The 13,065-nt window shown below is 65.0% G+C and carries 8 protein-coding genes; 3 read left to right on the top strand and 5 right to left on the bottom strand.

What is annotated here, in order from left to right; genetic code table 11:
* Positions 1–114 precede the first annotated feature (114 nt).
* From AAG816_RS17080 to AAG816_RS17065, 4 genes are all read right to left on the bottom strand, one after another.
* Positions 115–3,249 (bottom strand): efflux RND transporter permease subunit, encoded by a 3,135-nt coding sequence (locus AAG816_RS17080; protein ID WP_341990865.1) that lies wholly within the window; start codon positions 3,247–3,249, stop codon positions 115–117.
* Positions 3,250–3,253: 4 nt separating this feature from the next.
* Entirely contained in the window at positions 3,254–4,432 is a 1,179-nt protein-coding gene (locus tag AAG816_RS17075; protein ID WP_341990864.1) for an efflux RND transporter periplasmic adaptor subunit, read from the bottom strand.
* A gap of 33 nt (positions 4,433–4,465) precedes the next feature.
* Complete coding sequence (locus tag AAG816_RS17070) at positions 4,466–4,597, bottom strand: hypothetical protein (protein WP_341990863.1); 132 nt, start codon at positions 4,595–4,597, stop codon at positions 4,466–4,468.
* Positions 4,598–4,706: 109 nt separating this feature from the next.
* Complete coding sequence (locus tag AAG816_RS17065; RefSeq protein WP_341990862.1) at positions 4,707–4,964, bottom strand: hypothetical protein; 258 nt, start codon at positions 4,962–4,964, stop codon at positions 4,707–4,709.
* A 265-nt stretch (positions 4,965–5,229) separates the two neighbouring features.
* Between AAG816_RS17065 and AAG816_RS17060 the strand changes: the two genes are divergently transcribed.
* From AAG816_RS17060 to AAG816_RS17050, 3 genes are all read left to right on the top strand, one after another.
* Positions 5,230–5,610, top strand: coding sequence for a LuxR C-terminal-related transcriptional regulator (locus AAG816_RS17060; RefSeq protein ID WP_341990861.1), 381 nt, complete (start codon positions 5,230–5,232; stop codon positions 5,608–5,610).
* Between the two features lie 107 nt (positions 5,611–5,717).
* Entirely contained in the window at positions 5,718–6,101 is a 384-nt protein-coding gene (locus AAG816_RS17055; protein ID WP_341990860.1) for a response regulator, read from the top strand.
* Positions 6,102–6,651: 550 nt separating this feature from the next.
* Entirely contained in the window at positions 6,652–6,927 is a 276-nt protein-coding gene (locus AAG816_RS17050) for a hypothetical protein (RefSeq protein ID WP_341990859.1), read from the top strand.
* 342 nt (positions 6,928–7,269) lie between these two features.
* Here AAG816_RS17050 and AAG816_RS17045 read toward each other — a convergent pair whose 3' ends face one another.
* Positions 7,270–12,780, bottom strand: coding sequence for an AAA family ATPase (locus AAG816_RS17045; protein WP_341990858.1), 5,511 nt, complete (start codon positions 12,778–12,780; stop codon positions 7,270–7,272).
* Between the last annotated feature and the right edge of the window lie 285 nt (positions 12,781–13,065).

Here is a 13,065-nt window from a genome sequence, read left to right as displayed (position 1 = left end):
ATCCGCTGGGCGTCCAACGCTGCGATCCGTGCGCGTTGCAGCGCCTGCTGGGTCTGAATTGCAGCTCAAGGGATTTGCGTAAGCCGGATGGTGCGCGTCGATGGGACGCCGGCCCTATGGGGGCGTAGCCTCTGCTGGCGCGGGGGCTGCCGGCAGATGCGGGTCTGCACTCGGTCGGCGCCGGGAGACCCGGCGGTTGACCTGGTCGAGATAGAGATAGATGACCGGCGTAGTGTAGAGGGTGAGCGCTTGGCTGACGATCAGTCCGCCGACGATGGCGTATCCCAGCGGCTGGCGCAGTTCCGAGCCGGTGCCATGCCCGAGCATCAGCGGGACGCCGCCCAGCAGCGCCGCCAGGGTGGTCATCATGATCGGGCGGAAGCGCAGCAGGCAGGCCCGCCGGATCGCCGCTTCCGGCGTGAGGCCCTGCTCGCGCTCACCGGCGATGGCGAAGTCCACCATCATGATCCCGTTCTTCTTGACGATGCCGATGAGCAAGATCACGCCGATCAGTGCGATCACGCTGAAATCGAAACCGAACAGCCACAGCGTCGCGAGCGCGCCGAGGCCCGCTGACGGCAAAGTGGAGAGGATGGTCAGGGGGTGGACGTAGCTCTCATAGAGCACGCCCAGGATGATGTAGATCACCACCAGCGCCGCGCCCACCAGGATGGGCTCGCTCGCCAACGAATTCTGGAACGCCTGGGCATTGCCCTGGAACGTGCCGATCACCGTCGCCGGCATGGCAAGGTCCCGCTCGGCGGTCTGGATCGCTGCCACCGCCTCGCTCAACGCATGGCCGGGCGCGAGATTGAACGACAGGGTCACCGATGGAAACTGGCTCTGGTGATTGATGGACAGATAGCCTGTCGGCGCGCTGGTGAACTGCACCAATTGGTTCAGCGGCACCTGCTCGCCCGTAAGCGGAGAGCGGATCTGGAGATGGTTCAGCGCATCGGGGGAGCGCTGGGCATCCGGGGCCAGTTCCAGGATCACGTGATAGCTGTTCAACTGGGTGAAATACTGGGTGACCTGCCGCTGGCCGAAGGCATCGTAGAGCGTATTGTCGATCAGGCTCGGGGTGATGCCGTAGCGTGCTGCCTGGGCGCGGTCGATGGTCAAGGTTTCGGTGAGGCCGCCGTTCTGCTGGTCGGTGGCCACATCGGCGAGGGGCGCGAGCGTGCGCAGCTTGGCCAGCATCTTCGGCGCCCACAGGCTCAGTTCGTCGAAATTCCCATCCTGCAGCGTGTACTGGAATTGGGTGCGCGCCAGGCGGCCGCCCACATTGATATCCTGGGCCGGCTGCATGAACAGCGCCGCGCCCTCGACGCCCGCCAGCCGGGCGTTCAGCCGCCGGATGATGTCGGTGGCCGATGCTTCGCGGTGATCCCGTGGCTTCAGGGTGATGAACATCTTGCCGTTGTTCATGGTCTGGCCCGGCAGGGCGCCGATATTCATGCCCACGGTGGCCACATCGGGATCCTGTGCCACCAGTTCCCCCAATGCGCGCTGGTGCCGGGCCATGTCGGCAAAGGAGATGCCCTGGTCTGCCTCCGAAATGCCGAGGATCAGGCCGGTGTCCTGGATCGGGAAAAAGCCCTTGGGGATGTGGATGAACAGATAGCCGGTGGCGACCAAAGTGCCGAGGAAGACGCAGAAGGTCGCCCGGTGATGGCGCAGCGCGCCATCGAGCGTGATGCGATAGCCGGCCAGCAGGGCCTCGAAGGCCCGTTCCGAGGCCATGTAGAGGCGGCCGTGGCGTTGCCCCGCCTCGGGCCGCAGGAACAGGGCGCACATCATGGGGGTCAGCGTCAGGGACACGAACGCCGAGACCGCGATGGTCATGGTGACGGTGATGGCGAACTCGCGCAGCAACCGCCCCACGATGCCGCTCATGAGCAGCAGCGGAATGAATACCGCCACGAGGGACAGGCTGATGGACAGGATGGTGAATCCGATCTCGCCAGCGCCATCGAGAGCGGCCTGGAGCGGCGTCTTGCCCATTTCCAGATGGCGGTGGATGTTCTCCAGCATCACGATGGCATCGTCCACGACGAAGCCCACGGCGATGCTCAGGCCCATCAAGGACAGGTTATCCAGGCTGAAGCCCAGCAGGTACATGAGGGCGAACGTGCCCACCAGCGCCAGCGGCACCGTGATGCTGGGGATGACGGTGGCCCAGAGGCTGCGCAGGAAGATGAAGATCACCATCACCACCAGAGCGATGGTGAGCACCAGGGTGAACTCCACGTCGCCGACGGCCGCCCGGATGGTCTGGGTGCGGTCGCTGAGGATCGAGAACCGGATCGCCGGCGGTGCCGCCGCCTGCAGGCGCGGCATCTCGGCCTTGATCTGGTTCACGGTGTCGATGACGTTCGCCCCCGGCAGCTTGAACACGGCGAGCAGAATGGCGGGCTTGCCATTGGCCCAGGCGGCCAGTTGCGTGTTCTCCGGCGCGTCCACCGCCCCGCCAATGTCGCGCACCCGTACCGGGCCGCCGTTGCGATAGGCGATGATCTGCTCGTTCCAGGGCGCGGCATCGAGGATCTGGTCGTTGTCGTAGAGCGTGAAGGTGTGAACGCCGCCCTGGATGGTGCCCTTCGCCTCGTTGGTGGTGGTGTCCAGCATGGTTGTGCGCAGGTCCTCCAGCGACAGGCCGAGCGCGGCGATCTTGCCCGGGTCCACCTGCACGCGGATCGAGGGCTTCTGCTGGCCCAGCACGGTCACCAGCGCCACGCCGGAAACCTGGCTGATGCGCTGCTCCATGACGTTTTCGGCGTAGTCGTCCACCTGGGTGATCGGCAAGGTGTCCGAACTCATGGCCAGCACCAGGATCGGCGGATCGGCGGGATTCACCTTGCGATAGGTGGGCGGCGCCGGGAGCGTACTGGGGAGCTGGGCCGCGGCGGCATTGATCGCGGTCTGCACGTCCTGCGCGGCGCCGTCGATGTTGCGGCTGAGATCGAACTGCAAGGTGATCGAACTGGCCCCGAGCGTGCTGATGGAGGTCATCTGGGCCACACCGGGAATCTCGCCGAATTGCCGTTCCAGCGGCTGCGTGACCGACGACGCCATGGTCTGTGGATTGCCGCCCGGCAACTGCGTCGTCACCTGGATGGTGGGAAAGTCGATCTGCGGCATGGGCGCCACGGGCAGGAGCGGGAATGCCGCTGCCCCGACCGCGAGGATGCCGGCCATGACGAGTGACGTGCCGATGGGGTGGCGCACGAACCATGCTGAGATGGACATGGCCCTACTCCGCCGGAGGCGTGCTGGCACCGCCGCCCCCAGCGGCAGCGCTGGTGGTCTCGACCTTGAGCCCCGGCGCCAAGCGATATTGCCCTGAGGTCACGACCCGCTCGCCGGCCGCAAGGCCCGCTTCGATCACCGCCGTGCCGCCGGAGATCTGGCCCGCCCGGACCGGGCGGCTCGCAGCCACCTCTCCCGCGTCGATGACATAGACGAACATCCCATCCGGCCCCCGCTGAAGGGCGGTGGAGGGGACGGTCAACGCCGTGCGGATGGTGTCGGTGAGCACCTGGATCTGCACATACTGGCCGGGCCAGAGCGCCTCGTCGGCATTGGCGAAGGTCGATTTCAGCTGGATGGTCCCGCTTTGCGCGGAGATCTCATTGTCCACCAGCGCGAGCGTGCCATCGGCGAGCTTCTGTCCGGCCTTGTCCAAGGCGATCACCGGCACGGGGCCGGCCTTCTGCGCCGCGCGCACCGCGGGCAGGGCCTCCTCCGCCAACGTGGAAATGACCGAGATCGGCTGTGTCTGCGTCACCACCACGATGCCGGAGACATCCGAGGGATGGACGATGTTGCCCACGTCCACCAGGCGGAAGCCGGTGCGCCCGTCGATGGGCGAGGTAATTTGGGTGTAGGCCAGCTGGCTTCGCGCTCTGCTGACGGCAGCATTGTCCTGCAGGATCTGTGCTTTGAGTTGCTGGACGGTGCTGTATTGCGTATCGACGGTCTGCTGGCTGGCGAAATCGCGCGCGCCGAGCTGCTGGTCGCGATTGAGCATGGTCTCCGCATTGGCCAGCGACGCCTGGTCCTGCTGCGTCTTGCCGATCGCCTGGTCGAGCGCCGCCTGAAACAGGCTGGGGTCAACCACCGCCAGCAGATCCCCGGCCTTGACCTTCTGCCCCTCCACGAAGGCGATCTTCTGCAACTGCCCATCCACCTGGGACTGTATCTTCACCGTATTGAAGGCCTGCACCGTGCCGATGCCGCTCTGATAGATCGGGACATCGGCTGCTACCGGCGCGGAGATGGTCACCGGCACGGGCGGGCGGGCCTGTGCAAGCGCAGGGCGCGGCATCACAACCAACCCCATGGCCGCGACGAGCAGGACGCTCGCGGACCAGAACTGCACATGGTGCTCAACCCGCGGGGCTCGGGCGCGTGGCATGGGGGCGGGGGCCATTGGCACATCCTTCTCCGACGGTTGCGTCCCGCGTCACCCCACGCTCAATGCCGGAGCGCTCATGGAAACGCGTGCGGGTGCATCCAGAGTGGATGTGAGTACGCCGCCAATCCCAAGGATCAACAGCGAGCCGGAGACGAGGAAGACTTTCAAGGTGGCAGTCATTTGCGTATATCCACGATCGTTGCGCAGGACACCGATGGACTTGACCCTGCTGAGCAGCTCTTCCGATCTCAGATAACGTGAGACGAAGTGGTCGCCAGCTTCGCCAAGTTCATCCCCGCCGATGGTCTGCCCGTGGCGGCGGATTGAGGAGGCCGGCCTTCTGCGCCGCGGCGGTACTGGAGCCGGAATAGCAGGTGGCCGTCGCAGCCATCAGCGCGGAGGGCTGGGGCACTTCGTCGTCGATCACGCAGACCGCATAGGGGTGCGGATCCTGCGTATCTATCAAGGGCGCGGCGAAGGCGTGGGTGAAAGGGGTCGCGATGGAGATCGCGATGCCAAGGATGATCAATTTGGTCAGCGTGAGCATGGTCTTCACTCCATTTGTTGACTGAAGACTACGCCTCTGCGTTATCGCCGAATATTGAACGCTGGTCATGCACGATCATCACTTCGGCACGGAGCGTCATACCTAGGTATGGCGCGGACGGCGTGCGGCGGGGTGATGACTTGCCGTCTGCTTAGATCTGCCCACTCCCCAGCGGCCCATCATTGCGCTCTTGAGCAGAGCTCCTGCTCGGTCAGACCCACCGGCTCACCGCGGGGCGTGCGGATCGGCCCATGTCCTCATCTCCATGACCGGCCAAGCCAGCATCCCCCTGTCCGTCCCCGCGATGAAGGCGGGTGCGGTCGACTTCGTGATCACGCCATTCCGCGTTCAGGATATGCCGGACGCGGTCCTGCTCGCCATCGACCGGGGCCGCACGGCGCGCGATGGCGCGGAGGCCATGGTGGCACTCCAGGCCCTGAGCGCCTCCCTCACCCTGAGGAAGCATGAGGTCATGGCTCTGGTGACATCAGGGCCGATGATTAAGCAGAGTGCAGCCGAACTTGGGCTCAGCGAGATCACCGTCAAAATTCATCGTGGTGACGTGATGCAGAAGATGCCGTCGCGTTCACTCGCCGATCTGCTGCGTTTTGCCGAGTTGCTTTGCGAGGACAGACCGAAGCGCTAAACGCGACAAACTTCCGTATAATTTTTAATAGCGCTCCACTCGGGCATTGTCGTGTTCGGGTCGCGCCGAAACTATCGTATGGGCGCTCCGCGTCCGAGGATGTGTCTTTGTCGATTCCCCCTATCATCTCCATTGTCGATGACGACGAATCCGTGCGTGTGGCCATCAGCAGCCTCGTGCGCTCACTGGGATTGCGGGCATTGACGTTTGCATCGGCGGAGGCGTTTCTCGCGTCGTCCATGTTGCAGGAAACAGCTTGCGTGATCTCGGATATTCAAATGCCCGGCATGAGCGGCCTTGACCTTCAGAAGGTCTTGCTCGATCGCGATGCGGGCATACCGGTGATCTTCATCACCGCCTTTCCCGAGGACGCGGTGCGACGACGGGCGAAGGCAGCAGGCGCGGTGGGCTTCCTCGGCAAACCGTTTGACGGCCAGGCGATCATCGAGCACTTGGATGTCGCCCTGCAGCAATCGGCGCTGGCTCACTAGCGCTTTCGCGCAGAGTGGATACCGGCTTCGGTGCAGAAAGCGCGATAGAACAAGATTTAGAAGTTGCACGGTTTGAAGACGCGGCGAAATGCGTTGCGCGCCCGGCTTGCCGTGGGGCCATGTCCGGCTCGCTTCCCGCCCCTGGATGCCACCGCACAGGTAGCCACGTCCGCCTGGGATCGTCCGTCAGGCAAGGTGCCGGGCTGATACGGTTCGCCTGAGGGCTGCTCCAGACATCGCTATCGCCCTGGATGGCCTGTGGGTGCCCCCATTGCTTCTCCCGGCACTCAGACGGGCCCGAGGCATTCATGCCGTCGATGGCGATCGCAATCCAATCCGATACATGCACCGGAGGTCAGCAACTCTTTGCTTTCTGTCGATGCGTGTCCATGGCGCACGACGCGGTGAGACAGTCGAGGTCAAAACTGGAGGATAGGCTATACGATCGTATGAACGAGACATCCTGTCATGTGTTTTCGTCAAACCGACGTAGAATTCCAGAACGTCTGCTCGATCGCTAGTTTGTAGTCACACAAATGGAGTGAGAGACATGAACATCAACCGGAAAATTCTCGCCGCTGGCGCTGCCATTGCACTCATGGGTCTGTCCACGACGGCCTTCGCCGACAATTTCGGCCCCATCAATCGCCAGCAGTACGCCGTTTCGGCCCAGGAGACCCTGCGCCCGCTGTTCTTCATGCCGCAGGTGAAGGTGGCGAAGCAGAGCTACGCCGCGCCCAAGGTGAGCGCGCAGAACGGCATCGGTTCGCTGATCGGTGCGGCCGATCCGCATTGGGGTCCGGCCTTCGATCCCGACGTCGAGTGAGGGCGAGATCGCAAGAATGGACGGCCGAGCAATCTGGCCGTCCATTGCGACGGGCATGGAGACGCCGCCGGATCGCCTGAAGTGCCGCGCGGCTTGGATCATCCAGCTCTCAACGCCTCCCACGAGCCGATCGCGAGGCGCCCCACGCGCGATGTCCCCCTCAGATGCGCCCCCCTTCCATTGGCTGCGGTGTGCACGATCGCGTATCGCAGCTCCCTTCGGCACTGCCCGCACGAGCCCACAAAGCGACGGCGCGGTCGGCCGGGGGATATTTCCCACATCCTCACGCCGCAGGGCTGGAAACGGACGCGTCAACACCGCCCGGTGTCTCCCGGCATCTGATCACTCGGCTTCGCCGGCGCGGGTTGCCAGGGAGAAGCAGAACACCGTCCCAGCCTTTCGGCGCGCCGCGGTGAGGCGCCCGCCGTGCGCCTCCACGATGGATCGGCAGATGGAAAGGCCCATGCCCATGCCCGTTGCTTTCGTGGTGTAGAAGGCCTCGAAGATGCGCTCGGCATCTCCCGAGCTCAGTCCCATGCCCGTGTCGGTGATCTCGATGCGCAGGCGCTCATTTTCCATCGGTTCCGATGTGATGGACAGCACGCGGGGCCTCGCGCTGGACATCATCGCCTCCACCGCATTCATCACCAGATTGATCAGCACCTGCTGGATCTGGACCCGGTCTCCGTAGACGAGGGGATGTGGCGGCGTGAGGTTCACCACCGGGGTAACGCGGTGCCGGCGGATCTCCGCTCCGGTCAGGGCGAGTACCTCGTCCAGCGCGTCCTTGAGCTGGAACACCGCCATCTCAGTGCTCGACTTGTTGGCAAGCCCCCGCAAGCCGCGGATGATGTCGCCGGCGCGCTTTCCCTGTTCCGCGATCCGGGCCAGGAGTGCCTTCGCCTCGTCCACCTCGGGTGGGGTGCGGTCGAGCCAACGCACGCCCGCGCTCGCATTGGTGACGATGGCCGCCAACGGCTGGTTGACCTCATGGGCAATGGAGGCCATGAGCTGCCCCATGGTGGTCAGGCGGGACACGCGCGCCAGTTCCGCCTCCGCAATCTGCAAGCTCTCCTCCGCCTGCCGACGCTCGGTCACATCCATCAAGGTGCCGACAAAGTCGAAGCGTCGTTGCGTCGGCCGCGGAACGGGTGTGCAGATGCTCTCGATGTGGCGCACGGTGCCGTCCTGGAGCACGACGCGGAAGGTCGCAGCGCATCGGCTCTGGGCCTGCAAGCCCGCATCTATGGTCTTGCGGGCGCCGTCGAGATCATCGGGATGAATGCGTGTCCAGAGATGCTCGAACGAAGCCGCGCTCACCGCCGGATCAAAGCCGAGCAGCCGGAACAGTTCGTCGGACCACACGACGGTGTGGGCGCTCTCGTCCCAATACCAGCTTCCCACACCGCTCACCTGCTGGGCAGCGGCCAGGAAGGCCCGATTGCGCCGCAGGTCCTCCTCGACCTCAATTCGCCGGGCGACATCCTGCTGCAGCTCCTCATAGAGCCGTGCATTCTCGATGGAGATGGCCGCCTGAATGCCGACCATTTCGAGGATGCTGAGGCGCTCCGTGGAGAAGACGTTGGGGGATAGCTGGTTCTCCATATAGAGGACGCCGATCAGGTCCCCGCGCTTCAGCAGCGGCACACAAAGAATGGAGCGGGCCGCGCCAGTCGGCGATTGGTCGCCGTCCGGTTCCGACGGATTCCGGGCCGTGTCGAGGATGACGCTGCGCCGGGTGCGCGCCACTCGGTTGATCAGTGCGGTCGGTAGCGCCTGCGCGGCCGAGGGGAGGGCCGGTACATGAATGACCACGCTGGTGTCGCGCGCTTCCGCAGTGCCGATGACCTGCAGGTGCTGCTCCTTCAGCAGCAAGAGGGCACCCCGGTCGGCGCCGGCATTCTCCAGCGCCAGCTGCAGCAGCCTCTTGATCAGCTGCTCGAGGACGATCTCCTCGGACAGGGCCTGGGAGCAGCGCAGGACCGTCCCGATGTCGAAGCTGTCCCCGAGCGATCCGAAGACCCGCTCCGCCATGGGCGCGCGATCGGGCACGCCCTGCGGCCACACCTGCCGCGCCTTCCGGGTGGCACCCCATTTGTCATATCTCTCGGCGGCATTCCGCATATAGCCTTCGGCGGCGATGGCGAGATTGAACTGATGGCAGAAGGCGCCGGCGCATTCGCTGGCGAGCGCCTCGAGATGGGGTTGCTCAAAGCGACGGGCACACGCGATCGCCTGTTCGTAGAGGTCGGCCGCATCGGCGCGACGACCCTCAATACGGGCCAGTTCCGCGTCGAGCAGGAAGAAGGGTGTCCCGAAATTCGCCTGGCACGAGCGGTTCCACACCGCGGCCTGATCGCGGTGAAAGGTGACCTTCTGCAACGTGGCCGCCGATGACGGCGCCGCGCCCCGTTCCGGGAGCGTGAGGGCAAGCCCGGCGTAAAGATGAAACCCCGCCGTCTCCAGAAAGTAGGGAGAGGTCCACATGAGCGCATGCGCGCGGGTCGCGGCGTCCTGCGCCTGTTCATATCGTCCGTCCAGCACACGTGCCTGAAGCGTGCGAACCCAATAGCAATATTCGGCCACCGCAAGGCGCGGATCGCCGGCGAATGATGCTTCCACCTCCGCTTCCTCCATGGCGGCTGTCACCGGCGTTGCAGCGCCGTCGCGCAGCGCCCGCACCAGCATCCTGTGGGACTTCAATATGAGGCTCACGCGTCCCAGCCCGACCTTCTCGGCATAGGCAAGGCCCCATTGGATCTCCGCCTCCACATGGGGCAGCGGATCCCCGGCCAGAAGCATGTTGGAAACGAGATTGTTGCAGCTATAGGCGGCGAAATTCACGTCGCCGCTGGTCTTCGCCATATCGAACGCCGCACGGATCAGCGGCCGCCCCTCCCGCGCCGGTCGGCTCCAGGGCAGGACCAGATTGCCGAAACACATCAGCACTTTCGGCTTGAAGCGCGCGAACCCGGAGCGGGACGTCAGCTCAAGCCCAAGCTGCCCGAAGCGGAAGGCGACCTCGTAATCGCCAAAGGCGGGGCCGATCACCATGGCCAGATGCACGAAGGCGAAGCAGGAGGCTTCCGCCAGGCCATGCTCAAGGCTGAGGTTGGCCATTCGCAGCGGGATCAGACCGTGGAGGTCGCGATCGATGAAGGAGGCCGGCGACATCACTTCCGCGAGCACGTCGACCGCCTCCTCGAACACCGGGTCGGACATTCGTGGGCAATCCACCAGACTTTCGATGGGACGTCCGCCGAGCCGCGCCATGAGGTCGGCATACTCAGCGCCGATTGGCGTTCCCCGCTGCGGCGACCACGTGGGGCCGAGGCGCTCAAGATAGGCAAGGCCGATGCTCACCGCTTCGTCGGAGCGATCCATTGCCGTGAACAGAGACACGCGCAGCCGCGTGATGGCACCGAGCTCCAGCAGGTCGGCGGTCTGATCGGCCATCGCCGACAGGCGTGCATCCGCCGCCTCGCGTTCGCCCGTGAGGATTTCGCATTCCGCCGCCAGCATGTTGAGCCCAAGCATCAGCTTGGGGGCAGCGGACGATGGGGCTCCCGGCAGCATGCGGGTGCCGTGCCGGCAATAGCTCAGGGCCGATGGGTAATTATTGGATGCCTTGGCTTGCCGCGCGGCGACCAGGTTCAACGACGCACCCAGAACGGGATCAACCAGCGCGGGGGCGATGGGGTGAGCCAGATTGAAATGCGCGGCGACGTCATAAATCGAGATGTCAGCGGCGCCGTCGTTGAACTGCTCCAGGAGCGCCGCTGCGATCCGGGCATGATGGGCGGCGCGGACCCGCGGGGCCATTTGCCCATAGGCTTCGTCCCGGATGCGGTCGTGCGGGAAGCGATAGCCATTCTCGTGCCGGAGAAGGAAGCCGGACTGGATCGCCTCCATCAAGGCCGCGCGCAGGGCCGGCGCATCGGCGGGCGCGGCGCCGTCAACGAGCGTATCGCGCACGTCGGAGCCGAGGCAGGACAACCATTCAAGGGCTCTGAGCCCCGCGGGCGAGAGCTTCCTCAGGGTGGTCAACAGAAGGAGCGCGACGTCATCAGTCAGGGTCCGCTTGGCGATCTCCGGCTCGTCCCAGGTCCATCGCGCCAGAGCGGAGTCGTAGGTCAGAAGCCCATCATCGGCGAGGCTGAAAAGGAATTGGCCGATCGAAAACGGATTGCCGCCGGTCTTCGCCCCCACCAGGGCCGCAAGCGCGCTGACATGATCCGCATCAACCTGGATGAGGTTGGCGACGAGTTCCTGCACGGCGCATGGCTCGAGCGGCGCCAGGCGGATGTGCCGCGCGGTCTGGCCAAGGCGCGAGAGCTGCCGTTCCCGTGGCGCATTCACTGCCGTCTCGGCCGTGGCGGGACGCAGAGCGCCGATGACGACGATGCGATCGCTGTCGCTCCGTTCGGTGAGATGACACAGCAGCTCGATGGTGCCGGCGTCGGCCCACTGCAGGTCGTCCATGAACAGAACCAGCACCCGCCCATTGGACGTGAAGTAAGTCAGCAACTGCCGGATCGCCGCGATGATACGCCGGCTTGCATGCTCCTGAGAGACCACCTCCGGCTGGGTCTTCCCAATGATGGTCTCGACCTCCGGCACCAGCGATGCCAACAGCGCGCCATTGTCTCCCAGCACCCGCCGCAGGTGGGCTTTCGTCACCTCGTGACTGGCATGATCTTCGCCGAGAAGCCGGACGATGAGCGCACGGAGCGCGCTCCGGAGCGCCGAGTACGGCACGTCGGTGTTGACCGGATCGGACTTACCCGTTGCGAAGACAACGCGCGCGGGCTCCAGGAGGCGCCGAAGCTGTTCCACCAGCGCGGTCTTGCCAACGCCGGCATCCCCGGAGACCAGCACGGCGGCCGAGCGTCCCGTGGAGGCGACCACCTCGAAAGCCTCGAAAAGTGCATCCAATTGGGGATTTCGGCCGATGACGGAGCCGCTATGGCGCAGCATGGATGCGGGGTCGAACCGTCCCAGGGGAAAGATCTCGCCTGTTCCGCTTTGCCCAGCGCTCACGCAACGCAGCAGATCCGCTTCCAGGCCCTTCGCGGATTGGTAGCGTTCGTCCGGAGATTTGCGCAACAGCTTCGATACGATCAGGCCGACTTGTACCGGGATGGCAGGGTCCTGCTCGTGCAGCAGCCGCGGCTCTCGTGCCAGATGGCAGTGGATCCACTCCATGGGCGTACGCGCCTGGAACGGCAGCCGGCCCGAGAGCAGTTCGTAAAGGACCATTCCGACCGCATACAGGTCCGATCGGGCGTCAGGCACGGCGGCCGTGCGCCCGGTCTGCTCGGGAGCCACGTAGGCAAGGCCGGCGGGCCACTCGCCGGACTCGGCTTGGGGCGGCAAGGAGACCGGCCGAGCCTGGCTGATCCCCATCAGCCAGGCTCGGCCGCTGACCATATCCGCCAGGATGTTCTCCGGCCGGATCTCCCGATGGAGGATATTCTCCGCATGCATTCCCCGCACCGCTTGTGCGATGCCGAGCGCGAGACGGAGGCGATCGGCCAGACTGAAGGCAGTGGCATCGATTGCATAGAGCGGAACGCCGCCCGGGTCTTTCAGCAGCAGAGCCGTGCGCCCCTGGGCGTAGGTCAACTCCAAGGGGGCGACAGCCCAGTCGCCGTGCACCTGCGATGCGATCTGTGATTCTCGTGCAAGTTGCGCGGCATGGTCGGCCGCCTGGTCGGAGCGGGCGGAGACCTTGAGCAGAACGGGAGTGCCGTCCGCCATGCCGCGATATAGGGCAAAGTCGCGCGTGCCGATCAACGAAAACCCGAATTGGTCAAACTGCATCTTCAGGTCGCTGGCGTCAGGCTTCGTCACTACAGTCTCCGTTATGACGCAACGGAAGTTTCCGCCTGCCGAAGCCAGGATGGCGCAGGTAAGCCACAGTTATAGGTGAGCGGCGCATCACTGGAAGCCGGCGACGGCCGGATAATCGTGCGAATCTGGAATCGCTGCGCGTGGCGGTCGCCGCCCTCGGCCCATGGCGCATCACTGTGGGCCGACGGCCGGGCCGGCCCGTGCGAACGGGAAATCAGGCCCAGGAACGCGATAGACGCGACGACGGCGGGTCCGAGACTGTGGCAAGCCCCACATGGCGCGCTC

The organism is Azorhizobium sp. AG788, assembly GCF_943371865.1.
Taxonomy (GTDB): Bacteria; Pseudomonadota; Alphaproteobacteria; order Rhizobiales; family Xanthobacteraceae; genus Azorhizobium.
This window is presented reverse-complemented; position numbering and strand designations above follow the sequence as displayed.

What these genes read in the sequence shown, in the direction of transcription:
- AAG816_RS17060 (WP_341990861.1), top strand. Translation starts at nt 5,230, where the DNA reads ATGACCGGCCAAGCCAGCATCCCCCTGTCCGTCCCCGCGATGAAGGCG.
- AAG816_RS17080 (WP_341990865.1), bottom strand. Translation starts at nt 3,249, where the DNA reads ATGTCCATCTCAGCATGGTTCGTGCGCCACCCCATCGGCACGTCACTC.
- AAG816_RS17065 (WP_341990862.1), bottom strand. Translation starts at nt 4,964, where the DNA reads ATGCTCACGCTGACCAAATTGATCATCCTTGGCATCGCGATCTCCATC.
- AAG816_RS17075 (WP_341990864.1), bottom strand. Translation starts at nt 4,432, where the DNA reads ATGGCCCCCGCCCCCATGCCACGCGCCCGAGCCCCGCGGGTTGAGCAC.
- AAG816_RS17050 (WP_341990859.1), top strand. Translation starts at nt 6,652, where the DNA reads ATGAACATCAACCGGAAAATTCTCGCCGCTGGCGCTGCCATTGCACTC.
- AAG816_RS17070 (WP_341990863.1), bottom strand. Translation starts at nt 4,597, where the DNA reads ATGACTGCCACCTTGAAAGTCTTCCTCGTCTCCGGCTCGCTGTTGATC.